General features: G+C 60.6%; 19 protein-coding genes and 1 pseudogene. 3 read left to right on the plus strand and 17 right to left on the minus strand.

Annotation, left to right across the window (positions count from 1 at the left end):
• Positions 1-226 (plus strand): annotated as a pseudogene (locus DXT88_RS23155) (methyl-accepting chemotaxis protein); the annotation flags it as partial.
• Between the two features lie 92 nt (positions 227-318).
• Here DXT88_RS23155 and DXT88_RS23160 read toward each other — a convergent pair.
• From DXT88_RS23160 to DXT88_RS23170, 3 genes are all read right to left on the minus strand, one after another.
• Entirely contained in the window at positions 319-594 is a 276-nt protein-coding gene (locus tag DXT88_RS23160; RefSeq protein ID WP_016832551.1) for an HP0495 family protein, read from the minus strand.
• A 164-nt stretch (positions 595-758) separates the two neighbouring features.
• The gene (locus DXT88_RS23165; RefSeq protein WP_016832552.1) at positions 759-1,610 is read right to left on the minus strand and encodes a D-amino acid aminotransferase; all 852 of its coding nucleotides are present in this window, start codon (positions 1,608-1,610) and stop codon (positions 759-761) included.
• Positions 1,611-1,748: 138 nt separating this feature from the next.
• A complete protein-coding gene (locus DXT88_RS23170) occupies positions 1,749-3,503 on the minus strand; it encodes an ABC transporter ATP-binding protein/permease (RefSeq protein WP_265216223.1) in 1,755 nt (584 codons plus the stop codon).
• 269 nt (positions 3,504-3,772) lie between these two features.
• Between DXT88_RS23170 and DXT88_RS23175 the strand changes: the two genes are divergently transcribed.
• Positions 3,773-5,614 carry an ABC transporter ATP-binding protein gene (locus DXT88_RS23175; protein WP_265216224.1) on the plus strand — a complete coding sequence of 614 codons (1,842 nt, stop codon included), beginning with the start codon at positions 3,773-3,775 and terminating at the stop codon, positions 5,612-5,614.
• Positions 5,615-5,750: 136 nt separating this feature from the next.
• The gene (locus DXT88_RS23180) at positions 5,751-6,734 is read left to right on the plus strand and encodes a GlxA family transcriptional regulator (protein WP_265216225.1); all 984 of its coding nucleotides are present in this window, start codon (positions 5,751-5,753) and stop codon (positions 6,732-6,734) included.
• A gap of 16 nt (positions 6,735-6,750) precedes the next feature.
• Here DXT88_RS23180 and DXT88_RS23185 read toward each other — a convergent pair whose 3' ends face one another.
• From DXT88_RS23185 to DXT88_RS23250, 14 genes are all read right to left on the minus strand, one after another.
• On the minus strand, positions 6,751-7,155 hold the full coding sequence (locus tag DXT88_RS23185) for a tautomerase family protein (RefSeq protein ID WP_265216226.1): 405 nt from the start codon (positions 7,153-7,155) through the stop codon (positions 6,751-6,753).
• A gap of 62 nt (positions 7,156-7,217) precedes the next feature.
• Positions 7,218-8,126, minus strand: a complete 909-nt coding sequence (locus tag DXT88_RS23190; protein WP_265216227.1) for a ParB/RepB/Spo0J family partition protein — start codon at positions 8,124-8,126, stop codon at positions 7,218-7,220.
• Between the two features lie 71 nt (positions 8,127-8,197).
• Positions 8,198-8,968: a ParA family protein gene (locus DXT88_RS23195; protein ID WP_016832558.1), complete on the minus strand. Its 771-nt coding sequence runs from the start codon at positions 8,966-8,968 to the stop codon at positions 8,198-8,200.
• Positions 8,969-9,027: 59 nt separating this feature from the next.
• Positions 9,028-9,660, minus strand: coding sequence for a leucine efflux protein LeuE (leuE, locus tag DXT88_RS23200; protein WP_265216228.1), 633 nt, complete (start codon positions 9,658-9,660; stop codon positions 9,028-9,030).
• Between the two features lie 28 nt (positions 9,661-9,688).
• Entirely contained in the window at positions 9,689-10,246 is a 558-nt protein-coding gene (locus DXT88_RS23205; protein WP_265216229.1) for a lipocalin family protein, read from the minus strand.
• Positions 10,247-10,915 (minus strand): 16S rRNA (guanine(527)-N(7))-methyltransferase RsmG, encoded by a 669-nt coding sequence (gene rsmG / locus DXT88_RS23210; RefSeq protein ID WP_265216230.1) that lies wholly within the window; start codon positions 10,913-10,915, stop codon positions 10,247-10,249. It abuts the gene before it with no gap.
• A 5-nt stretch (positions 10,916-10,920) separates the two neighbouring features.
• Positions 10,921-12,858, minus strand: coding sequence for a tRNA uridine-5-carboxymethylaminomethyl(34) synthesis enzyme MnmG (mnmG, locus tag DXT88_RS23215; RefSeq protein WP_265216231.1), 1,938 nt, complete (start codon positions 12,856-12,858; stop codon positions 10,921-10,923).
• Positions 12,859-13,110: 252 nt separating this feature from the next.
• Complete coding sequence (locus DXT88_RS23220; protein WP_016832564.1) at positions 13,111-13,884, minus strand: sulfite exporter TauE/SafE family protein; 774 nt, start codon at positions 13,882-13,884, stop codon at positions 13,111-13,113.
• A gap of 211 nt (positions 13,885-14,095) precedes the next feature.
• Positions 14,096-16,099, minus strand: a complete 2,004-nt coding sequence (locus tag DXT88_RS23225) for a UvrD-helicase domain-containing protein (protein ID WP_265216232.1) — start codon at positions 16,097-16,099, stop codon at positions 14,096-14,098.
• A 149-nt stretch (positions 16,100-16,248) separates the two neighbouring features.
• Positions 16,249-16,986 carry an SDR family oxidoreductase gene (locus tag DXT88_RS23230; protein WP_407649396.1) on the minus strand — a complete coding sequence of 246 codons (738 nt, stop codon included), beginning with the start codon at positions 16,984-16,986 and terminating at the stop codon, positions 16,249-16,251.
• A 153-nt stretch (positions 16,987-17,139) separates the two neighbouring features.
• Positions 17,140-18,237 carry a zinc-binding dehydrogenase gene (locus DXT88_RS23235; protein WP_265216235.1) on the minus strand — a complete coding sequence of 366 codons (1,098 nt, stop codon included), beginning with the start codon at positions 18,235-18,237 and terminating at the stop codon, positions 17,140-17,142.
• A gap of 58 nt (positions 18,238-18,295) precedes the next feature.
• Complete coding sequence (locus DXT88_RS23240; RefSeq protein ID WP_265216236.1) at positions 18,296-19,324, minus strand: ABC transporter permease; 1,029 nt, start codon at positions 19,322-19,324, stop codon at positions 18,296-18,298.
• On the minus strand, positions 19,290-20,804 hold the full coding sequence (locus DXT88_RS23245) for a sugar ABC transporter ATP-binding protein (RefSeq protein WP_265216237.1): 1,515 nt from the start codon (positions 20,802-20,804) through the stop codon (positions 19,290-19,292). The genes DXT88_RS23240 and DXT88_RS23245 overlap by 35 nt, the downstream gene beginning before the upstream one ends.
• Positions 20,805-20,819: 15 nt before the next feature.
• On the minus strand, positions 20,820-21,683 hold the full coding sequence (locus tag DXT88_RS23250) for an ABC transporter substrate-binding protein (protein ID WP_265216243.1): 864 nt from the start codon (positions 21,681-21,683) through the stop codon (positions 20,820-20,822).
• Positions 21,684-21,770 lie beyond the last annotated feature (87 nt).

Consider the following 21,770-nt stretch of genomic DNA (forward strand, 5'->3'; position numbering starts at 1 on the left):
GGTCGCCAGCGTCAAGCGCGTGACCGACATCGTCGGTGAAATCAGTTCGGCCAGCCAGGAGCAAAGTGCCGGTATCGGCGAAGTCGGACAGGCCATCACGCAGATGGATGAGTCGACCCAGCAAAACGCCGCACTGGTCGAGCAGGCGGCCGCCGCCGCACAATCGCTGCAGGATCAGGCTGGACGCCTGGCGAAAGTGGTCAGCGTGTTCAAGCTGGATCGTTAGCGCGCGGCGGCGTCGCGTCAAACAAAAACCGGTTCGCCTCTTGCGAGAACGAACCGGTTTTTTTACGCCCGATGAGAGGCAAAAATCGTTGGCTACAGCACGAACTTGACCATCTCGTGCGACGACAGCGCGCGATAGAGATTGTCGAGTTGCTCGCGGCTGGTGGCGCGCACGGTGACCGTCAGCGACAGGTATTTGCCTTGTGTCGAGGGCCGTGTTTCGACCTTGCCGGCGTGGAAAGTCGGGTCATGTTCGATCACCATGTTGACGATGGTATCGGTGAGTTCGTCATGCATGATGCCGACGACCTTGATGGGGAAATCGCTGGGATATTCAATCAGCGATTCTTCCGGAGGAATGACGGGCATCGCAGGCGCGGCGGGATCAACGGGGTCAACGGGATCGTTAGGTAATGACATGGCGGTATTTTGAAAACTTCTGTGGCGATCTGCGTATTTTACGCCACTCGCCGCCCGCCTGCGCATGTCTTGCCGCGCGACAAGACATGCGTTTGCTCAGGATACGGCCAGCTTCAGAGCGCCGCCTTGGCGGCCTGATACGCCGCGTACAGCTTGCCGAACACCGGGCCGGGCTTGCCATCGCCGACGCGCTGATCGTCGATGGCGACCACCGGCAGGACTTCCTTGGTGGCCGACGACAGCAGCACTTCATCGGCGCCGAAGACTTCTTCGCGCGTGATGCGGCGCGCTTCGAACACGATGCCCTGCGACTTGCACAGCTCTTCGATCAGGCCGTAACGGATGCCTTCGAGGATCAGGTTGTCCTTGGGCGGCGCCGAGAGTTTGCCGTCCTTGACGATCCAGACGTTGGACGACGAGGCTTCGCTGAGGAAACCGTCGCGGAACTGGATCGCTTCGGTAACTTCATGCTCGGCCGCGTATTGCGCCGCCAGCACATTGCCCAGCAGCGAGGTCGACTTGATCTGACAATTGAGCCAGCGCTTGTCTTCCAGCGTGACACAGGCCACGCCCTTGGCGCGCACTTCGGCCGATGGCACCGCCAGCGGGCTGGTCATCATGAATACCGTCGGCGTGACCGGATCCTTGGGAAACGCATGGCCGCGCTTGGCAACGCCGCGCGTGACCTGGATGTAGACGATCTGGTCGTTGAGATCGTTGGCCTGCACCACGCGCCCGATCAACGCCAGCCATTCGGCTTCGTTATGCGGATTGGTAATACCGATGGTGCCGAGGCTGCGGAACAGGCGCGCGATGTGATGCGTGCCGCGGAACGGCTTGCGGCCATACATCGGGATCACTTCATAGACGCCGTCGCCGAAGATGAAGCCGCGGTCGAGCACGGGGATGCGAGCTTCGGAGAGTGGCGTCATGTCGCCGTTGAGGTACACGATGGGATCGTTCATGGCTTGGTCTTGTGGTGGAAGTTCAAAGAGACAGGGATTGCGGAATAGAGACATTCTTGCACAGACCCGTGCAGGCCGTTATGCAAAGTCGGCATCGGGCGATGCCGCTCATCGGCGTCGCCCGATACCCTCCAGTTGTCAAAGCGGCTGGATGCTGAGACGGCTGACGCTGTCGCCGGGAACATTGTCGCGGTTGGAGAAATGCCAGCGCTGCTGGTGATAGCGCGCCACTGTTTCGCGATGCGCGATGCTGACCACGGCGGCGGCGGGCAATTCCTGCTGCAACAATGCGTACAAGGCTTCTTCGGTCTCGCCATCCATGGCGCTGCTGGCTTCGTCGAGGAAAACGACTTCCGGCCGCGTCAGGAACACGCGTGCAAACGCCAACCGCTGTTGCTCGCCCGGCGACAGGCGATTGCCCCAGTTGTTGTAGACATCGAGCTGGTCCTTGAGATGCGGCAGGCGGCACAGTTCGAGATAGTGGCAGATCGCCAGGTCGGTATAAGCGCCTTCGTCGGCCGGATAAGCCAGCACCGAGCGCAGCGTGCCGATCGGCAGATAACTCGATTGCGGCACGAACATCAGCTTCGCCTTGTGCGGAATCTGGATGTCGCCGCCGCCATACGGCCAGATGCCCGCGATGGCGCGGAACAACGTCGACTTGCCGCAGCCGGAAGGCCCGCTGACCAGGATGCGTTCGCCCGGATGAATCGCGCTATTGACGCTGCCGATCAGCGTACGGCCGTCGGGCAGCGCGAGGTCGAGCTTGTCGAGCAAAATGGCGCCGACGTTGTTGCGTGCCACCGAGATGCTGGCGGGTTGCTTCTGCGCCTGTTCCACCGCGAGGTTGAAACCGGCCAGACGGTTGATGCTGGCCTTCCAGTCGGCCAGTGTGGTGAAGGCATTGATGAACCACGATAACGCATCCTGCACCTGGCCGAAGGCGCTGCTGAGCTGCATCAGCACGCCCAGCGACATGGCGCCGGAAAAATAGCGCGGCGCCGCCACCAACATCGGGAAGATGATCGCGAACTGGCCATAGAAATTGCTCGCGATATTGAGGCTCTTGGTGGTGCGCATGATGTCCCACCAGTTCCGGCGGATGTCTTCGAAGCGCAGGTTGAGTTCGTCGCGTTCGCGCCGCTCGCCGCGATACAAGGCGATGGCTTCGGCATGTTCGCGAATCCGGATCAGGCCGAAACGATAGTTCGCCTCGAAGCGTTCCTGGTTGTAGCTCTGCACCACCAGCGGCTTGCCGATCCACCAGATGATCCACGAGCCGACGCCGGCATAGGCGATGGCGAACCACACCATGTAGCCCGGGATGACCCAGTCGTACTGCATGAAGGCGAACGACAGCGGGCCGCTGATGGCCCACAGGATGCCGACGAAGGACACCAGCGTCACCAGGCTGGAGATGAACCCGAGCACCAGGCTGATGGTGTTCGAGGTCAGCGAGCGCAAGTCTTCCGCGATCCGCTGGTCGGGGTTGTCGGCGATACGGCCCTGCTCCATGCGGTAGTAGGCGTGATGCTCCAGCCACCTTCCCATGTACTTGTCGGTCATCCAGGTGCGCCAGCGGATCTGCAGCGATTGCGTCAGGTAGATGCGCGCGGTGGCGACCACGATGTAGGCAAAGGCCAGGTAGCTGAATTGCCAGAGCAGACTCTTGAAGGCGGTGTAGTCCTTGTTCTGCAGGGAATCGTACATGGTGCGATTCCAGTCGGTGAGGAGTACGTTGATGTAGACCATGACCAGCACCAGCGCGATGATCAGCGCCAGCAGACTCCACGCCTTCCAGCGTTCTTCCGAGATCCAGTATGGTTTGACGAGACGCCAGACGGCGCGGCGGTTGAAGGAGGTTGCGTCGGCGTTTTTCTTGTTGGCTGTCATGGATTTTCCGGAGGAGTTCGATACGGGATCATCCGCGATGATAAGCAATCCGGCGGTTTTCGGTTGCGGAATAAATGCAACCAAGTGCAACCACGCGTGCAATCGAGGCGTGCCGGCTGCGTTCGTCAGGCTTCAGCAAGCTACCCGCCCTGTTTTGGTGAACGGGTTAGAATCTCTGTTCTTCGCCGCACCGATTCCACCACATGAGTTGTGTCATGCACACCTCGGTGCCGAACGTGCTCACGATCTGGCGATACTCTGGAGATTGCATGCTTGCATGGTTTGAAAAACTGGTTCACCCCTACCCCGACAACGTCATCAAGCCGCCGCCGCGCGGCTTCACCGCCTTCATCTGGGCCTGTACCAAGGGCCTGCGCCGCTACATCGTGGCGATGACCATGTTGACGGCGGTCATCGGCGCGTTCGAAGCGCTGCTGTTCGCGATGATGGGCCGCATCGTCGACTGGCTCAGCCATATCGCGCCGTCGCAGTTATGGACGCAGGAACGCAGCAGCCTGATGTGGCTGGCCGTGGTGCTGATCGGCAGTCCGCTGCTGATCGCGCTGCAGACCTTCTTCAAGCACCAGACGCTGGCGGGCGCTTTCCCGATGATGCTGCGCTGGAAATTCCATCGCCTGATGCTCAACCAGAGCATGAGTTTCTATCAGGACGAATTCGCCGGCCGCGTCGCCGCCAAGGTGATGCAGACCGCGCTCGCGGTGCGCGACGTGTGCATGATCATGGGCGACATTCTGGTGTTCGTGATGATCTATTTCGTCACCATGGCGGCGGTGGTCGGCGGTTTCGACATGTGGATGCTGCTGCCCTTCTTCGGCTGGCTGGTGCTGTACATGGCGGCGCTGCGCTACTTCGTGCCGCGCCTGTCGAAGGTGGCGCGCAACCAGGCCGACGCGCGCTCGCTGATGACCGGACGCATCACCGATGCCTATACCAATATCGCCACCGTCAAACTGTTCTCGCACGCCGGTCGCGAAGCCGGTTATGCGCGCGGCGCGATGCAGGATTTCCTGATCACGGTGAATCGCCAGATGCGCCTGGTGAGCGGCTTTGAAATCGTCAATCACTCGCTCAACATGGTGCTGATCCTGTCGACCGCCGGCGTGGCGTTGTGGCTATGGACCCAAGGCCAGCTCGGCATCGGCGCGGTCGCTGCAGCCACCGCAATGGCGCTGCGCCTGAATGGCATCGCGCACTGGGTGATGTGGGAAATGGCGGCGCTGTTCGAACACGTCGGCACCGTGCAGGACGGCATCAACACGCTGTCGCGCGCGCATGACGTGAAGGATTTGCCGGATGCGCAACCGCTGGCCGTCAAGCGCGGCGAGCTGGTCTTCGAGAATGTCAGCTTCGCCTACGGCGCCACCGGACCGGATGCGCGCCAGGTGATCGACAAGCTCAACCTGAACATCCGCCCCGGTGAAAAGATCGGCCTGGTGGGTCGTTCCGGCGCCGGCAAGTCGACCATCGTCAATCTGCTGCTGCGCTTCTATGACGTCGAACAAGGCCGTGTGCTGATCGACGGCCAGGACATCGCGCACGTCACGCAGGACAGCCTGCGCGCGCAAGTCGGCATGGTCACGCAAGACACCTCGCTGCTGCACCGCTCGGTGCGCGACAACATCCTGTACGGCCGTCCCGATGCCGGCGACGACGACATGATCGCCGCCGCACGCCGCGCCGAAGCGCACGACTTCATCGGCAACCTGGCCGATGCACATGGCCGTCGCGGCTACGACGCCCACGTCGGCGAGCGCGGCGTGAAGTTGTCCGGCGGCCAGCGCCAGCGCATCGCGATTGCGCGCGTGATGCTCAAGGATGCACCAATCCTGTTGCTGGACGAAGCCACCAGTGCGCTCGATTCGGAAGTGGAAGCGGCAATCCAGGAAAGCCTGTATCGCCTCATGGAAGGCAAGACCGTGGTCGCCATCGCACACCGCCTGTCGACCATCGCGGCGATGGACCGCCTGATCGTGCTCGACCAGGGCCGCATCGTCGAGCAAGGCAGCCACCAGGAACTGCTGGCGCATAACGGTTTGTATGCGCGACTGTGGTCGCATCAGAGCGGCGGTTTCCTCGGCGAGGAAATTTAAGCGCAGCGGTCGCTCGCTGCACGGTCATGCTTCACAGGGTGGCCGCGCCCCCGATGCAGGAGATCGGAAATGCGCCGAGGCTGCGATCCGGATGGCGCTATCATGCCGTCTATCGTTTCCACTGCCGATTGCTGCCATGCCTACTGTCGCCCTGCTGGTGTTTCCCGGAGTCCAGGCGCTCGACGTCTCGGGTCCGCTCGATGTTTTCGCCGAGGCCAACCGTTTCCTGTTGCCGCAACAGCACTATCATCTCAGCGTCGTAGGAAGCACCCACGCTCCTGTCGTCTGTTCCAACGGCATGCAAATCGTGCCGCACCTGCACTACAGCGCGGCGCGTGAAAACTACGACCTGCTGCTCGCCGCCGGCGGTCCCGGCTTGCCGCAGCAGGAGCGCGACGCCCTGCTGAGCGACTGGCTGGCCGAAGCCGCGCACCGCGCCGGCCGCCACGGCTCGATCTGCAACGGCGCATTTTTACTGGCGCGCGCCGGCCTGCTCGGTGGCAAGCGCGTGACCACACATTGGAATGACGCTGCTGCGTTGGCGCGTGATTTTCCCGAGGTTGAAGTCGACGCCGACCGCATCTATCTGCGCGACGGCAAGCTGGTGACCTCGGCGGGCGTGACTGCCGGCATCGATCTGTCGCTGGCGCTGCTGGCTGAAGACGCCGGCCAGGAAGTCGCCCTCAACGTCGCCAAGCGGCTGGTGGTGTTCATGCAGCGCAGCGGCGGACAATCGCAGTTCAGCCCCTACCTCACGCCGTATGCGGAAGAAACCTCATTGGTCGGCCAGGTGCAGCATTACGTGCGCGAGCATCTGCAGGAAAAACTCAGCGTCGACGTGCTGGCCAGGGTGGTGTCGAGCAGTCCGCGCAACTTCGCGCGCGTGTTTGCACGCGATGCACGCATGACGCCGGCGGAATTCATCGAGAGTGCGCGCGTCGATGCGGCGCGCGTCATGCTGGAGAGCTCGGCGGCGCCATTGAAGACGGTCGCTTATCGCTGCGGTTTCCGCGACGCCAGCCACATGCGCGTGGTATTCCAGCGCCGGCTCGGCATCAGTGCGCAACAGTACCGGGATAATTTTTCAGCGGGTGCCGATGCGAGGCGATCAGCGCTGTAATCCGCTAATCCGCTAATCAGCTATCCGGCGCGGCTTCGCCGGCGGTCCATTCGGGACTGTAGCCGCCCAAGGTCGGGTGGTACATTTCGTCGCCGCTGTGCTGGGTGAATTCGACGTTGAGCCGGTCTTCACGCAAGCCCAGAACGTCGATGCAATCGCGGCACAAGGCCTTGGCGACTTCCATGCGCAACGCCGGCGTGCGGCCGCGGCGGATGTCGCACATCAGCACCGAGACCGGTTCCACTTCGCCGCCGTCAACCGTGCGCCACACACTGCCTGCGCCGCACTCGCGGATGACGATGCTGATGCGGCGGACATCCACGCTCATCATGTCGGCATAGGTTTGCGCCATGCGCGTGGCGAGCTGCTTTTTTTGCTCCGCCGGGTAGCTGTCGTTGACGTCGAGTTGCAGGTAAGGCATGGCGCGTCCCTTTCATTGCGGCTGCATTTGCGTGTGCGTTTGCAACCGCCGAAGCGTGCAGTTTACTGCTCGACCGCCTCGCCGCGCAGGCGTGCAATCACGCCGTCGAGCGCATCGAGGTCGGAGAAATTGATGATCAGCTGGCCGCGATTCTTGGCGCCGGTCTTGATCGATACTTGCGTCGCCAGGAGGTCGGACAGTTCTTCTTCGAGGCGCGTGATGTCGCGCGATTTTTCCTTGCCGCCATCGCGTGGCTTGTTCGATGCTGCTTGCTCGGCGGTGGTGCGCACCACCAGCTTCTCGGCTTCGCGCACCGACATGCGCTTGGCGACGATCTGGTTCGCCAGCGTGATCTGCGTCGCCGAATCCACCGCCAGCAACGCGCGTGCGTGACCCATGTCGATATCGCCGGCCATCAGCATGGTCTGTACCGGCTTGGCCAGGTTCAGCAGACGCAGCAGGTTCGACACGGCGCTGCGCGAACGGCCGACTGCGACCGCGGCCTGTTCATGCGTGAAGTTGAAATCGGTGATCAGGCGATGGATGCCCTGCGCTTCTTCCAATGGATTGAGATCCTCGCGCTGCATGTTTTCGATCAGCGCCATCGCGGCGGTGGTCTGGTCGTCGACGTTCTTCACCAGCACCGGCACTTCGGTCAGGCCGGCGATCTTGGCGGCGCGGAAGCGGCGTTCGCCGGCGATGATTTCGTAGATGTCCTTGCCGTTCTTCTGGCCGATGGCGCGGATCAGGATCGGTTGCAGCAAGCCCTGTTCCTTGATCGAGGCGGCCAGCTCGTTGAGCGCGCCTTCGTCCATGCGGCTGCGCGGCTGGTACTTGCCGGCCTGCAGTTCCGTCACCGCCATGACCGACGGCGAACCCGCGACGACCGGTTCGTCTTCGGTCATGTCGGAAGATCCGCCGAGCAGTGCGTCGAGACCGCGGCCGAGGCCTTTTGATTTTTTGGTTGCCATCTTTTACCTGCCTGTTTCTGAATTGCTGAAATTGTTTATATCGTTTAGTACATTTACCGTGCTTACTTCGCCTACAGCGTCTTGATCCGTTCGACCATCTCGGCGCCGAAAGCGATGTACGCTTGCGCGCCCTTCGATGCCGCATCGAAGTTCACACCCGGCATGCCGTACGACGGCGCTTCGGCCAGACGCACGTTGCGCGGAATAACCGTCTTGAATACCTTGTCGCCGAAATGCTGCTCGAGCTGGTCGGACACCTGTTGCGACAGCGTCATGCGCGGATCGAACATCACGCGCAGCAAGCCGATGATCTTGAGATCGGGGTTGAGCTTCGCATGCACTTTCTTGATGGTGTTGACGAGGTCGGACAGGCCTTCGAGCGCATAGTATTCGCACTGCATCGGGATCACCACGCCGTGCGCCGAGCACAAGCCGTTGAGCGTGAGCAGGGACAACGCCGGCGGGCAATCGATGAGGATGAAATCGTAGTCGTCGGCGACGGCGGCGAAGGCATCCTTGAGGCGCTTTTCGCGGTTCTCGAGTTCGACCATTTCGACTTCGGCGCCGGCCAGTTCACGGTTGGCCGGCAGCACGTCGAAATTGCCGCTTTCGGAACGCTTGCGCACGCTCTTGATGTCGGCCATGCCGAGCAGCACTTCGTAGATCGAGCCTTGCAGCTCGGCCTTGTTGATGCCGGAGCCCATGGTGGCATTGCCCTGCGGATCGAGATCGACGAGCAGCACGCGCTGGTTGTGCTGTGCCAGGCCTGCGGCAAGATTGACTGCTGTGGTGGTCTTGCCGACACCGCCTTTTTGATTCGCAACGCAAAAGATTTTAGCCATAGGTTCTTCTAGTTAGTGTTCCGTCGGGATTACAGTGAATCGTTGGTCGTCGATGCAGCTTAGTGTGTGCCCAGCTTGATGCCGAAGCCAATCAGGAAAACGCCGGCCGCGCGCGAGGCCAGCGTGGCGATCTTGCGGTTGCGCGCCAGCCGTTTTGCGGCGGCGTTGCCGGCCAGGACCAGCAGACTGCCATAGATCAGCGTGCAGGTGCAAATCACGGCGCCCATGGTCAGGAATGTGACGGCGCCCTGTTGCGTGGCCGGATCGATGAACAGCGGGAAGAAAGCCATGTAGAACACGATGGCTTTCGGATTCATCAGCGTCACGAAAAAGCCGCGACGGAAATCCGCCATGTTCGAAAACGGCACCACCGAAGATCCGCCCTCTTCCTTCGCAAACAGCAAGCGCGCGCCGAGGTAGGCGAGATAGGCCGCGCCCACGAACTGCATACCCTTGAACAGCAAAGGATTGGCGTGCAGCAGCGCCGCCACGCCGATCGCCGCGAGGAACATCAGCACGATGTCGCCCAGCATCAGGCCGGCGATCGCTGCAAAGCCGCCGCGCAAGCCGTGCTTGGCCGAGCAGGTCAGCACGCAGAAAGTACCGGGGCCCGGCAGCATCAGGAACACCACCGTCGCGGCAATCAGTTGCCAGACATCGGTGATGCCGATCATGTGAAACAGTGCTTGCATGGCGTCTCCTTGGGATGTCGGTCGGGAATTATTCTTGCAGCGTCTTGACCAGCTTCGACGTGTCGAAACCTTGCTTGGTGGCGTTGTTGACGGCGGCTTCATATTCCGCGGTCGACAGCACCGGCTTGCGCGCCAGGATCCACAGATAGTCGCGCGACGGCGTGCCGACGGTCGCGATTGAGTAGTCGGCGTCCAGGTCGATTATCCAGTAGTCGCCCCACACCAGCGGGAACCATGCCAGCCAAGGCGGCGCAAAGCGTACCTGCAACTTCGCATTGCGGCTGCCGTCGATGACGCGCGCCAGACCGTCGGCCTGGTCGAGCACGCCGCCCTCGACCTTGCAGCGGTTGGTGACGTCGATGTCGCCGTCGCTGCGCGCGCGATATTCAGCGGTCGCGTTGGCGATGCATTTCTTCTGGAAGCTGTTGGGGAAGCGCGCGATTTCATACCATTTGCCGACGTAGCGTTTCAGGTCGACCGAGGGTACGGTGACGACTTCCTGCGCCTGCACCGGTACGGTGGCCGCCAAGAATGCAGCGGCGACCGCAAGGCTCGAGAGTGCGCGAGTGATAGGCAAATAAGACATTCAAGACCTTTCGATAAAGATCAGATGACGTTCCGCATCAAGTCCAGGCACCTGCAGGGCCTGGGTCTTTTCCACTTTCCATCCGTCCGGCAGGCGCGCGATTTCTTCCTGCGGCATCACGCCCTTCATGGCGATGTAGCGACCGCCTGGTTGCAGCAGATGGTTCGACCAGTTGATGAAGTCATTGAGTTCCGCGAAGGCGCGCGAGGTAATGACGTCGAACAGTTGCCCAACTTGCAACTGTTCGACGCGCGCCGTATGAACCGAAACATTGCCTAGTTGCAACTCTGCCTTGGCTTGCGTGAGGAACGCGGTCTTCTTATGTACGGTGTCGACCATCGACACTTTCATCCCAGGACGTGCCTCGGCTGCCCAGATCGCCAGCACGATGCCCGGCAGACCGCCGCCGGCGCCGACGTCGAGCACATTGTCGGCTTCTGCAAAGGCCGGTACCGCGGCCAGCGAATCGAGCAAATGATGCGTCATCATTTGCGCCGGATCGCGCAGCGCGGTCAGGTTGTAGGTGCGATTCCACTTGGCCATCAGGGTCAGGTAAGCCAGCAGCTTCTTGTGCTGGCCGGCGCTCAGCGCCAGGCCGAGGGCTTCGGCGCCGGCGGTGAGGGTGTCGGCCAATTGCAAGTCGATAGTCGTTGTGGTCGTGGTGTTCAAGATGCTCAGGCCGCTTCGTTGTGGTTGGCGGATGCTTCCGCGACGTTCTTCAGGCCGCCTTTTTTCAGGTGGACCAGCAGCAGGGACAAGGCTGCCGGCGTCACGCCGGAAATACGCGACGCCTGGCCCAGGGTTTCCGGCTTGTGCTTGTTGAGCTTCTGGCGCACTTCGATCGACAGCGCCTGCACTTCCATGTAGTCGAGGTCGGCCGGCAGCTTCAGGCTTTCATTGTGTTCCTGGCGGCCGATTTCCTTGGCCTGGCGGTCGATGTAGCCGGCGTACTTGATCTGGATCTCGATCTGTTCGCGCACCGGATCATCGCTCACACCCGGGCCCGCCAGCGCCTGGCCATCGGCGCCGGCCAGCGTCATCAGGCTGTCGTAAGTCACGTTCGGGCGGCGCAGCAGATCGAACAGGCTGTATTCGTGGTCAATGGCCTTGCCCAGCACGCGTTCGGCTTCAGCCTCGGCGAGGATGCGTGGGTTGACCCAGGTGGATTTCAGGCGCTCCATTTCACGTGCAACGGCTTCGCGCTTTTTCTCGAACATTTCCCATTGGGCGTCGCCGACGCAACCAAGCTGGCGACCGATTTCGGTCAGGCGCAGGTCGGCGTTGTCTTCGCGCAGGCTCAGGCGATACTCGGCGCGGCTGGTGAACATGCGGTAAGGCTCCAGCACGCCTTGGGTAATCAGGTCGTCGACCAATACGCCGAGATAAGCCTCATCGCGGCGCGGTGTCCAGGAGTCGCGGCCCTGTGTTTGCAGTGCGGCGTTGAGGCCGGCCAGCATGCCTTGGGCTGCCGCTTCTTCGTAACCGGTGGTGCCGTTGATTTGGCCGGCGAAGAACAGTCCCTGAATTTGTCGGGTTTCCAACGACGACTTGAGGCCGCGCGGATCGAAGTAATCGTACTCGATGGCGTAGCCCGGACGCAGGATGTGGGCGTTTTCCATGCCGCGCATCGAGCGCACCAGCGCCAGCTGGACGTCGAACGGCAGGCTGGTGGAGATGCCGTTGGGGTAGAACTCGTTGGTTGTCAGGCCTTCCGGCTCGAGGTAGATCTGGTGCGAATCCTTGCCGGCGAAGCGGTGGATCTTGTCTTCAATCGACGGGCAATAGCGCGGGCCAACGCCTTCGATCACGCCGGTGTACATCGGACTGCGGTCGAGACCGGCGCGAATGATGTCGTGGGTCTGGGTATTGGTATGGGTAATCCAGCAAGGCATCTGCTGCGGATGCATGCCGACATTGCCCATGACCGAGAACACCGGGATCGGATCAAGGTCGCCGGGCTGCTCTTCCAGCACTGAAAAGTCGATGCTGCGACCGTCGATGCGTGGCGGCGTACCGGTTTTCAGGCGGCCTTGCGGAAGCTTGAGTTCCTTCAGGCGTGCCGACAGCGAGATCGCCGGCGGGTCGCCGGCGCGGCCGGCGGAGTAATTATTGAGGCCGACGTGGATCTTCCCATCGAGGAAAGTGCCGGCTGTCAGCACCACCGCCCTGCCCGCAAACTTGATCCCGGCCTGGGTTACGGCGCCGATCACGCGGTCGCCTTCAACCATCAGGTCGTCCACCGCCTGCTGGAACAACCACAGATTGGGTTGATTTTCCAGGCGCGAACGGATCGCCTGCTTGTACAGGATGCGGTCAGCCTGGGCGCGCGTGGCGCGTACGGCCGGGCCTTTGGAGGAATTCAGGATGCGGAATTGGATGCCCGCTTCGTCCGTCGCGATCGCCATCGCCCCGCCCATGGCGTCAACCTCCTTGACCAGGTGGCCCTTGCCAATGCCGCCGATGGAAGGATTGCAGGACATCTGACCGAGGGTCTCGATGTTATGGGTCAACAGCAAAGTCGTTTGACCCATGCGGGCGGAGACCAAAGCAGCTTCGGTTCCGGCGTGACCGCCGCCGACGACAATGACATCAAAGTGTGTGGGAAATAGCATAATGCGCCTCGTGGAGACGGTGAACAGAGGCGAGATTATAAAGTCTTTTTCGGATGGGCATCAGGCCCTACCCCAGTTATTCCCGTTTTAGTCACGTTTTTGTTTCACGTGAAACAGTTTGAAGGGGGGATGGGCAAGACTCCATCGGTGGCGGTCAAATAAAAAGGGAAGCCTCAGCTCCCCCTTTCTCACTACGTCGATATCTTCCAGCGATTGTTCCACGTGAAACAATCGCTGAAATCTATGCGATTATCATTTTAAAAACGCATCGTAGCCAGTCTTCAAAATCAGCGCGCTCACCACGAACAGAAAAAGTTTGCGGACAAAGCTGCTGCCGTGCTTCATCGCCAGGCGGGTACCAACCAAAGATCCCCCGATGTTGAAGACGGCCATCAGCAAACCCAGTTGCCAAATCACGTGGCCGCTGTACGAAAACCAGACCAATGCCGCCAGATTGGTCGCGATATTCACGACCTTGGATACCGCCGAGGCCCGGAGGAAGTCATAGCCAAAGATCCGTACGAAAAGGAACACAAAGAAGCTCCCGGTACCCGGTCCGAACAAACCGTCATAAAAGCCCACACCGGCGCCAACCAGAATGGCGTAGAGTCTTTCCTTGCCTCCAGACAACAACGGTGCATGATGCTGGCCGAAATCCTTCTTCTTCAAGGTATAGATCGCCACCGCCAGCAATATAAACGGCAGGGCTTTCCGCATCATATCGGTTGGCACATGGGTAACCAGATAGGCCCCGGAAAAAGACAACGCAAATGCCGCCAATGCCGCAGGCGCCGCCGCCGCCCAATGGATGCGGACCTTGCGGGCGAAATTGATCGCGGCCGCGCTGGTGCCCATGACGCCAGCCACCTTGTTGGTGCCGAGCAGGGTCGCCGGCGCGACGTTGGGAAAGACCGAGAACAGGGTCGGAATCAGCACCAAGCCACCGCCGCCGACCACCGCATCCACCAGGCCGGCGACGAATGCACCTATACAGAGAATCACATAATTGGAAAAGAGATCAGGCATGGAGACCTGCCTGCGTGGACATACAGCGCGGGGAAAACAACGACATCGGAGGCTTTCGCTAAACGGGAGGTGGGGAACTACTTGTCGGCTCGGCCCCGACTGTCGCCGCGAAACGAACCGGCAGCACTGTCAGAGCGACAAGCATTTTACTCCTGCGGCCCGCGCTTCTCCACTCCTATGAGGTAGCCGACTGCATACGCAGCGGGAGACATTACTTGCGCACGCGATCCATCAAGACGCTGCGCTGCCCGGCATGTTCGTCGTCGGGTTCAAACAAGGACAGGCTGGAGATGGCCCGCGTCATGGCGACATAAAAATGGCGTACCTCTTCCGCGATATCCCGCAACCGGGGAAACTCATGCTGTTGCAGATAAGGCACCAGCACATGCGGCCACTGCCGCCCTTTCGCTGCCTGGATGGTCGTCAACGTCAATTGCCGGCGCGACTGAATGGCGTTCCGATTCTTGCTGACCTTTTGTTGGCGACGGTGCAACTCGGCGAGGAAGTCGGCCGCATTCATTTCCGGATGACGCGTCGCAAAAGCGATGAAGGTCTGGATCGACTTGGCCGCCGACGTCGCGCGGCTGCGATTGATGAAGGCCCGGCTGGTGGCATCGACCAGCGACAGATGGCGATTGGCAAAGTTGAGCAACTCCGCGGCGCTGCTCTCCTGGTTCAGCTTTTGCAATTCTTCCACGACCTCTGTGAAGCGCTGCTTCCACCGCAGCGTCATGTCGTCGTCGACATCCCGCGGTTTGCACAGTACTGCTTCGAAAAAATCCTTGAGCGCGTTCGGCTGCTCCGCAATCATCCGTTGCGCTTCCTCGAACCAGCTGCCTTCGGCGAAGTAGCCGCGCTCCCAGTCTTCGGACGACTCCCCTACCGGCAGATACAAGGAGAATCCCATGACCATGCGCTTGATGCTTTCCTTGTCGCCTTGCAGCGTCGCGAACGTGTTGCTCGCCATATGCAGCAGACCGCGCAGCATCAGGATCTCGGGACGGTGGAGGTAGGACTCGATATCGTCGCAGTAGTACGGGATGTTCTGATCGAGCAGCAGGTTCTCGATCTCGATGGTCTGGTCCGGCTCGCGCACGATGATGGCGATGTCGGAGTAACGCGTATCGGCCCGCGCCTTCACCAGGGCTTGCACCTGCTGGGTCACTTTCGCGGCGCAATTTCCGGACAAGGTCGGGTCGTAAGTCAGCCGCTTGATTTCGGTGTACAGATCTTCATGCGAGGCGCACTTACGCGCCGTCAAACGCTGCGCCAGCTTGGAGAGCGAGGCCCCGAAGCGATAGGATTTCCCGAGCGGCAGGTACTGCGCATTCGGGAACGCCATCTCAAAACCTGCCGTGGAGTAGACGATATCCGCGCCGCGCGCGGAGTTGATAATTTGATCACGATCGCCCACTGCGACCAGTTTATTTCCTCGCAGCAATAACTGCAGCAAGCGAAATTCCGCCGCATTGATGTCGTGCCATTCGTCGATCAGATACAGACCCTTGATCGGCAGGATTTCCAACGCCGACGGATGATTGCTCAACAACTCAACCAGGTCCGGCACCAGATCGGCGGCGCTGCGCCATTTGTACTCGCCGGGATAGGTCTGCCGCTGCCGCTCATAGGCGATGCCGATTTCAACGGCTTCAATCTGGGTGCCGAACTGCGTCGCCAGCTGATCCAGATCGTCATAATCCAGCTCTTCGTCATGGAATCGATGCGAGGCCAGACTCGCCTTGAAACGGTACAGCAGCGAGAACATTTCCTCGGCGTTGGCACTGTTCTTTTCGAAGGAAAAATCGAAGCCGTTGTCGGTTCGCCCTGCTCTTCCTTCATAGCGCGCCAACACGCTATTGGCAGCTGCGACCAGATGCGGGCGCAGCTCTTCATCCGAAGCATAGTAGCGGGTCTTTTCCAGCGTCAGCGCTTCGCCCAGCTGCGCCAGGCACTCGCGCGCGTACGCTTCCACCGTATTCAACGGCACCGGTCTGGTGACGCCCTCCTCGTACAGCTTTTCGCGGAAGCGCTTGTTTGCCCCTTCCGAAAAACACAGGCATTGAACCTGATGCGCACCCAGCCCTCTCGTCAGCGCCTGCTTCACCAGCATCGCCAGCGTGGTGGTCTTGCCCGAGCCGGCAACCGCCTCGATCATGACAATCTGGGCGTGACATTTCAAAATCTCGATCTGCTCGTCGGTCTGCGGCACTGCCATTCAATTCTCCGGGATACGCTTGTTTGCATCATTGCGCGTGGCGACACTGTACAAGCAAACCGGCCGGCGTCAAATGAAAACTGCCGCCGGACAGTCAGAACTGTGCAGCGGCCGTGATTGCCTTCTTGCCGTCGACGAACGCCTCCGACTTATTGCGAAGTGTAACCCCCGTCGATCGGCAAGCTCACGCCACTGATCATCGCCGCAGCATCGCTCAACAGGAACAGAATGGGCGCAGCCACATCTTCGGGGGCAGCGAACTTCCGCAAAGGAATGGCTTCCAGAATCCGCCGCCTTTTTTCAGGATCGGCCCAGGCCTGCAATGCCATCGGTGTCAGCGTCACCGTAGGATTGACACTGTTGACGCGGATTCCGTGCGGACCGAGTTCTGCACACATGACGCGCGTAATGGCATCCATCGCCGCCTTCGATGCGCAATAGGCGAGATGATCATCCAACGCAATCAGGGCCGCCTGGCTGGAAACATTGACGATACTACCGCTGCGCCCTTCCCTGATCATGGTTGCCGCGACATGCCGCGACATCATGGCTGTGCCGCGTGCATTGACCTGCATCACCCGATCGAAATTTTCTGAGGTCAATGCCAGCGAATTTTCCAGCACCGATATGCCGGAGCAATTGACCAGGCCGTCGATACCTCGGACATCCTGCAACGCCACTGCCATAGCCCGATCATCGGCGATGTCCAGCACCAGCGTTTCACAGGCGATTTCCTCCCTCAGCAACGCCAGTTTGTCTTTTTGCCGACCTACCGCAACAACAGCAGCGCCGCATGACCGCAACAGCCTTGCCGTGACTTCGCCAATGCCACTGGTGGCGCCGGTGACAATATATTTTCTTTTTGCGACATCAAAGAGCATGATTATTCCTTAAGGAAATGGCAAATGATCAGTACGCATGCAATTGATGCATCGCTGATTTCAGACTTGAATATAGCCCGCGCTATTGCGCAAAAGTATGCCGGTAGCGCCGGCTGGCTGCGATATCCGGCATCGTTCTCAAGCGCAGCTGCGCCCACCCTAGCGATCGTTGACGGCCGGCTTGAGCAGCACCTTGATCGACGCCACCGAATTCGCCAAGGCGAAAGCCTCTTCCCACTTTTCCAGCGGAAAGCTGTGAGTGACGATCCCCTTTGACGTCACCAGCCCGCGTGCCAGCAGATCAATCGCTACAGGGTAGCAATAAGGTCCGAGATGCGCGCCACGCACATCGAGCTCCTTGCGATCCCCGATGATGGACCAGTCCGCGCTGGTTTCCTTCCCGAATACGCTGAACTCCACGAAGCGCCCCAGGCGGCGGATCAGTTGCAGCCCTTGGGTTACGCCTGCCGGTACGCCGGTGGTCTCGATATAGACGTCGCAGCCATAACCGCCGGTCAATCCCTTGATCACCGCCAAGGCGTCTTCCCTGGCCGGATCGATGACCACATCGGCGCCGAATTCGCGCGCCAGCGCCAGGCGTTCCGGCACCAGGTCGACGACCACCAGTTTTTTTGGCGTCTTCAGTTTCGCCACTTGGGTCATCATCAGTCCCAGCGGACCCGCTCCGGCGATCACCACCACATCGTCGAGCTGAATGTCGCCGCGATTGACGGTATGAATCGCGCAGGACAACGGTTCGATGATTGCCGCGTCTTCCAACGGCATGTCCATCGGGATCTTGTGCACCACCGCGTTCGACGGCAAGCGCATGTATTCCGCCATGCCACCGTCGGCGACTTCGCGCTGGAAGCCGAAGATGTTGTGGACTTCACACATCCAGTACTTGCCCGTCTTGCAGAACAGGCATGCTTCGCAAGGCACGATCTGTTCAGCGATCACGCGATCGCCCTGCTGCACGCCAAAGTGCTCGGCGGCGCCCTCGCCCAGCTCGGCGACGTAGCCGAAAAATTCATGGCCCGCCACCACCGGCGGCTTGACCCAGGAATCCTGACCGTCGCCGCCCCAGAACATCGCCGCCCCGGAATGGCACTTGCAATCGCTGGCGCAAATGCCGCACGCGCCGATCCGGATCACCAGCTCATTGCGCCCCGCCTGCGGACAACGAATAGTTTGCAAACGATAATCCTTGGGGCCGTGGCAAACGACGGCCTTCATATCCACTGCTGAATACTGCATGTTTTCTCCTGAGGGATGATTAAGAGAGATAGAAAAGAATGAACGAGGGCGAATGCAATCAGCTCAGCCGCTTGCTGCGTTCCCGGCTGATATAAATGGCAAGCAGGATGATCACGCCCTTGATGATGTTCTGCACATACGGAGAGACGCCGATCATGTTCAGGCCGTTGTTCAGCACGCCCAGCAGCATCGCTCCGATCAGCGTGCCGATGACGGAGCCGCGCCCACCGCTGATCGATGTGCCGCCGATCACCACAGCGGCGATCGCATCGAGTTCGAACGACACGCCCGCATTCGGCTGACCGCTCATCAGGCGAGACGTCAGCACCAGTCCGGCGATCGACGCGCACAGCCCGCTGATGGCGTAGACAAGCAACTTGTAACGCGCTACCCGCACGCCACTCAGGCGCGCCGCTTCTTCATTGCCGCCGAGAGCGTAGACGTAGCGCCCGAATGGCGTGTGGTCGAGCACCACATACATGACGGCGAACACCAACAGCATGATCAGGATTGGCGCCTGCAAACCGAATACGTCGCCGCGACCGAAGAACTCGAACCAGTCGGGCAAACCGTCGATCGGATAGCCGCCGGTCGCCACCAGCGCAATGCCGCGCGCGATACCCATGGTCGCCAGCGTCACGATGATCGGCGGCATTCCGGCATAGGCAATGCAAAAACCGTTCATCAGGCCGATGGCGATACCAACGGCAAAACCGATCGGTATCGCCAGCGCCGGCGGCACGGCGGCAATCATCAGTGCGGCAGTCAGCGTACCCGACAACGCCATCACCGACCCTACCGACAAATCGATGCCGCCGCTCAGGATGACGCAGGTCATGCCGACCGCGATGATGGCGTTGATGGATACTTGCCGGCCGACGTTGATCAAATTGTCTGGCGTCAGAAATGCATCCGTCATCGTCACCATCACCAGGCACACCATCATCAGTCCGACCAGCGGATAACACACCGGTCCTTTGGCGAAACGCGCCAGCGAGATGCGCGTTCTGATCCCGATGCCGACACCAATGCCGGCATCTGCTTTGTGTAGCTCAGACGAATTCAAGTCGCGAACCTGTGGTTGCATGGCGCATTACCTCGTTAGATTGAATGGAGTCGCCCTCCAGAATGGTGACGATCGCTCCTTGCCGGAACACAGCGACGCGATCGCACATGCCGACGATCTCGGGCAGTTCGGAAGAGATCATGATGATCGCGTAGCCTTGTACCGTCAGCCGTCGCATCAAGCGATAGATTTCCGCCTTGGCGCCGACGTCGATGCCACGTGTCGGTTCGTCGAAAATCAAGATCTTGCAATGGTGATTGAGCCAGCGCGCAATGACGACCTTTTGCTGATTGCCGCCACTCAGATTGCCCACGCGAGCGAACACGTCCGGCGCCTTGATATCGATATCGCGAGACATGCATTGCGCATCCTCGCGCTCTGCGCCGCGCCGAATGAACGGCAAAGTGCTGCAATACTTCTGCAGGTTGTTAAGCGAAATGTTGTCCTTGATACTGAAGCCGAGAATCAATCCCTCGGTCTTGCGACTCTCCGGCAGCAGACCGATGCCGGCGGCCAGCGCCTCGGCGGGATCGCGCAAGGCCATCGGCACACCGTGTACCGATACCTCCTTGCGATGACACGGATCTGCACCGATCAGCCCCAATGCCAGCTCGGTGCGACCGGAACCGACCAGGCCGGCGAAGCCGAGTATCTCGCCCTCGCGCAACTGAAAGCGATTAACCGGACCGTCGCGACGCAACTGGATGGCGCGCGCATCCAGCGCCGGTGCCATTGACGTCGACGGGCCCACTGCCTTGGGAGGAAAGGTATTTTGCAAACGCCGACCGACCATCATTTCCACCAGATCGTCCACCGTCGTCGCCGCCACTTCCGCACTGCCGACATAAGCACCGTCGCGCAACACGGTAACGCGATCACAGACTTCGAAAATCTCTTCCATATGGTGCGAAATGAAGATCATCGCCACGCCCAAGCGTTTCAGTTCACGCATCACCGTGAACAGATGCGCGGCTTCCGCCGGCGTCAGCGTCGCCGTCGGTTCGTCGAGAATCAGGATGCGCGCCTCCAGCGACAAGGCCTTGCCGATCTCCACGAACTGCTGTTGCGCCAGGCTCAGGCGGCCCACCTCCGTCGACAAGTCGATCGTCACGCCAAGCCGCTGGAAAATCGCTTCCGCGCGCCTGCGCATCGCCGCCCGCGACAACAGGCCGAAGGCGTTGCGCATCTCGCGGCCGAGGAACATGTTCTCCACCGCAGAGAGATAAGGCACCAGGCTGAATTCCTGGAAGATGATCGCGATGCCGGCCTTGATCGCATCGCGGTAGCTGGCGAAATGCCGCTCTTCGCCGTCCACCATAATGCGGCCCCGATCCGGACGATAAATGCCGCTCAGGATCTTCATCAGCGTCGATTTTCCCGCGCCGTTCTCGCCGAGCAGCGCGTGGATCTCGCCGCTGGCGACGGCCAGGTCAACGCCGTTGAGCGCGTTGACCTGGCCGAACTGTTTGCAGATCCCCTGCAGTTCCAGAATCGTAGGCATGGCCATTCCCGTCGCTTACCAGCTGAAGCCGGCAGCCTGCGCCTTGTCGATCAGCTTGATGTCCACCGGAACGGCCGCCGGTGTCGCCGCGCCCCACTTCTTCGCCAATGCCACGCCAAGCGCCAGCCTGATCTGGTCGCGCGGATATTGCGCGGCGGTGGCGATGAATTTGGCATTGCTCTTCAGGATCGCCTTGATGGCATCCGGCGCGCCATCCACACTCACCAGCTTGACGTCCTTGCCGCTCGATTCGATCGCTGACAATGCTCCCAGCGCGCCGATATCGTTGACGCTGAACATGCCTTGCAGCTTGGGATGCGATTGCAAGATGTTTTCCGTCACGCTCAGAGCCTGGTCGCGCTCCTGCTTACCGTTTTGCGTAGCCACCAGCTTGATGCCGGGGAAGTTGGCGAACGCCGCCTTGCAGCCGCGCACGCGCTCCAGAATAGGGACGACCGGAATGCCGTCGAGAATGGCGACATCTCCCTTGCCCTTCAGGGTATTCGCCAGATACGTACAGGCCGCCTGGCCGGCATCGAAGTTCTTGGAGCCGACGAAAGAGTCGACCGGGCCTTGCGCATTGGCATCCACCGTGACGACCACGATGCCGGCCTTCTTGGCCGACTTCACCGCCGACTGTATACCGACGGAATCGGTCGGGTTGAGCAGCAGGATATCGATCTTCTTTTGAATCAAGTCTTCCACATCGCTGGTCTGCTTGGCAATGTCATGGCGCGCATCCGTCACGATCAGCGTGGCACCGATGCTGGCGGCGGCTTCTTCGGCGGCCTTTTTCATGGTGACGAAATAGGGATTGTTCATCTCCTGCAGGGACAAACCGATCTTCAACGGCGGCGCCGCCGACGCTGAAAACGACATGCCGGTGAAGCCGAATGCGATGCAGAGCAGTGACACGAATTTGCAGAAACGCGGCCGATGGGAACGGGAACGCGGATGGGGACGGGA

Source organism: Herbaspirillum lusitanum (assembly GCF_026127345.1).
Taxonomy (GTDB): domain Bacteria; phylum Pseudomonadota; class Gammaproteobacteria; order Burkholderiales; family Burkholderiaceae_D; genus Herbaspirillum; species Herbaspirillum lusitanum.

Excerpts from the sequence above, each read along its gene's own strand:
- DXT88_RS23160 (WP_016832551.1), bottom strand. The coding sequence starts at position 594 with ATGCCCGTCATTCCTCCGGAAGAATCGCTGATTGAATATCCCAGCGAT.
- DXT88_RS23165 (WP_016832552.1), bottom strand. The coding sequence starts at position 1,610 with ATGAACGATCCCATCGTGTACCTCAACGGCGACATGACGCCACTCTCC.
- DXT88_RS23170 (WP_265216223.1), bottom strand. The coding sequence starts at position 3,503 with ATGACAGCCAACAAGAAAAACGCCGACGCAACCTCCTTCAACCGCCGC.
- DXT88_RS23175 (WP_265216224.1), top strand. The coding sequence starts at position 3,773 with ATGCTTGCATGGTTTGAAAAACTGGTTCACCCCTACCCCGACAACGTC.
- DXT88_RS23180 (WP_265216225.1), top strand. The coding sequence starts at position 5,751 with ATGCCTACTGTCGCCCTGCTGGTGTTTCCCGGAGTCCAGGCGCTCGAC.
- DXT88_RS23185 (WP_265216226.1), bottom strand. The coding sequence starts at position 7,155 with ATGCCTTACCTGCAACTCGACGTCAACGACAGCTACCCGGCGGAGCAA.
- DXT88_RS23190 (WP_265216227.1), bottom strand. The coding sequence starts at position 8,126 with ATGGCAACCAAAAAATCAAAAGGCCTCGGCCGCGGTCTCGACGCACTG.
- DXT88_RS23195 (WP_016832558.1), bottom strand. The coding sequence starts at position 8,968 with ATGGCTAAAATCTTTTGCGTTGCGAATCAAAAAGGCGGTGTCGGCAAG.
- leuE (WP_265216228.1), bottom strand. The coding sequence starts at position 9,660 with ATGCAAGCACTGTTTCACATGATCGGCATCACCGATGTCTGGCAACTG.
- DXT88_RS23205 (WP_265216229.1), bottom strand. The coding sequence starts at position 10,246 with ATGTCTTATTTGCCTATCACTCGCGCACTCTCGAGCCTTGCGGTCGCC.
- mnmG (WP_265216231.1), bottom strand. The coding sequence starts at position 12,858 with ATGCTATTTCCCACACACTTTGATGTCATTGTCGTCGGCGGCGGTCAC.
- DXT88_RS23220 (WP_016832564.1), bottom strand. The coding sequence starts at position 13,884 with ATGCCTGATCTCTTTTCCAATTATGTGATTCTCTGTATAGGTGCATTC.
- DXT88_RS23225 (WP_265216232.1), bottom strand. The coding sequence starts at position 16,099 with ATGGCAGTGCCGCAGACCGACGAGCAGATCGAGATTTTGAAATGTCAC.
- DXT88_RS23235 (WP_265216235.1), bottom strand. The coding sequence starts at position 18,237 with ATGCAGTATTCAGCAGTGGATATGAAGGCCGTCGTTTGCCACGGCCCC.
- DXT88_RS23240 (WP_265216236.1), bottom strand. The coding sequence starts at position 19,324 with ATGCAACCACAGGTTCGCGACTTGAATTCGTCTGAGCTACACAAAGCA.
- DXT88_RS23245 (WP_265216237.1), bottom strand. The coding sequence starts at position 20,804 with ATGCCTACGATTCTGGAACTGCAGGGGATCTGCAAACAGTTCGGCCAG.
- DXT88_RS23250 (WP_265216243.1), bottom strand. The coding sequence starts at position 21,683 with ATGTCGTTTTCAGCGTCGGCGGCGCCGCCGTTGAAGATCGGTTTGTCC.